The sequence below is a fragment of the Kineococcus vitellinus genome (genome assembly GCF_009906315.1).
Classification (GTDB): domain Bacteria; phylum Actinomycetota; class Actinomycetes; order Actinomycetales; family Kineococcaceae; genus Kineococcus; species Kineococcus vitellinus.
Map to the genome: position 1 here is coordinate 1 of NZ_JAAALL010000514.1, position 1642 is coordinate 1642.

Here is a 1642-nt window from a genome sequence, read left to right on the forward strand (position 1 = left end):
GTCGTGATGAGCGCCTCGCCCTCGACCGGCACCGCCCGCCTGGAGCGCGACCGCGACGACCCCGACGGCTGGACGGTGCTCGTCAACGGGGTGCCCAGCTCCTACGTCGACCTGGCCGACCCCACGCGGCTCGTCTTCGAGTACCAGCAGTGGACCGCCGCGGTCATCGAGGCGGTCTGCCCGCCCGGACCGCTGCGGGCGGTGCACCTGGGCGGTGCCGGCTGCGCCTTCCCGCGCTACCTGGCCGCCACCCGCCCCTCCTCGCGGCAGCTGGTGCTCGAGGTCGACGAGCGGCTCGTCGAGCTCGTGCGCCGCAGCTTCGGCGCGAGCGGCGCGGCCGGCTTCAAGCTCAAGGTGGCCGACGCGCGCGAGGGGCTGGCGGCGGTGCCGGACGGCACCCAGGACGTCGTCGTGCGCGACGCCTTCCGCGGCGACCAGGTGCCCGCGCACCTGGTGACCGAGGAGTTCCTGCGCGACGTCGACCGCGTCCTGGCCCCGGGCGGGCTGTGGGTGGCCAACCTCGCCGACCGCCCACCGATGCCGCACTCGCGGGCGGAGCTGGCGACGGCGGCGGCGGTGTTCGCGCACGTGGCGGTGCTCGCCGAGCCGGGGGTCTTCCGCGGCCGCCGCTACGGCAACGCCCTCGTGGTGGCCTCGCAGCGGGAGCTGCCCGAGCAGGCGCTGGTGCGGGCCCTCAGCGGCGGGGCGGCACCGGCCCGCCTCGTGACCGGCGAGCGCGCGCGGCACTTCTGCGCGGGTGCGACCGTTGTGACCGACGCGGGCCTGGCTGCCGCGGCCGGGACGGGTGCGTCCGCGGCCGCGGCCGCGGCCCGACCAGACCAGCCGCCGCGCCCCCCGGAGGAACCCGACGCATGAGCCCCGCACTGCAGGCCGCGACCGCCCTGACCGCGACGGCGGCCGGCGAGGGCGGTGGGACGGGCGGGCTGACGGGGTTCGTGCTCGACACCGTCGACGCCCTCGGCGCCCCGGGCGTGGGCGCCCTGAGCTTCCTGGAGGTCGTCTTCCCGCCGATCCCCAGCGAGGTCGTCCTGCCGCTGGCGGGCTACCAGGTGCAGCAGGGCCGCCTGGACCTCGTCGCCGTCGTCGGCATGTCCCTGCTCGGCGCCCTGCTCGGCTCGCTCGTCCTGTACTGGGTGGGCCGCGTCATCGGCCTCGGGCGCGCCGCGCGCATCGCCGACCGCGTGCCGCTCATGGACGCCTCGGACGTCACGAAGTCGGCGGAGTGGTTCAGCCGCCACGAGGGCGTGGCCGTCTTCACGGGCCGCTTCGTGCCCGGGGTGCGCAGCCTCATCTCGCTGCCCGCCGGCGCCGCCCGCATGTCGCTGTGGAAGTTCACGGTGCTGACGGCGCTGGGCAGCGGGCTGTGGAACGGCCTGCTCATCGGCCTCGGCATGGCGCTGGGCACCCAGTACGAGCTGGTGGAGCAGTACGGCCACTACCTCGACTACGTCTTCTACGCCGCCATCGCCGCGGTCCTGGTGTGGGCGGTCGCCCGGCGGGTGCGCTCGCGCCGCGCCGGCTCCCCCGGCGGGCCCGCGGACCTGCGCGAGCACCGCGCGGAGCGCTGAGCGCGCGGCACCGGCCGCCGCGCGGGCCCGCGCGGCGGCCGGTGCCGCGCGCT

Annotated in this window: 2 protein-coding genes; both read left to right on the top strand. The window is 77.3% G+C overall.

Annotation, left to right across the window (positions count from 1 at the left end; genetic code table 11):
- The coding region (locus tag GTQ99_RS22990; protein WP_166617979.1) for a spermidine synthase at positions 1 to 876 on the top strand (876 nt) is incomplete at its 5' end.
- Positions 873 to 1589: a DedA family protein gene (locus GTQ99_RS22995; protein WP_166617980.1), complete on the top strand. Its 717-nt coding sequence runs from the start codon at positions 873 to 875 to the stop codon at positions 1587 to 1589. The genes GTQ99_RS22990 and GTQ99_RS22995, both read left to right, overlap by 4 nt.
- Positions 1590 to 1642 lie beyond the last annotated feature (53 nt).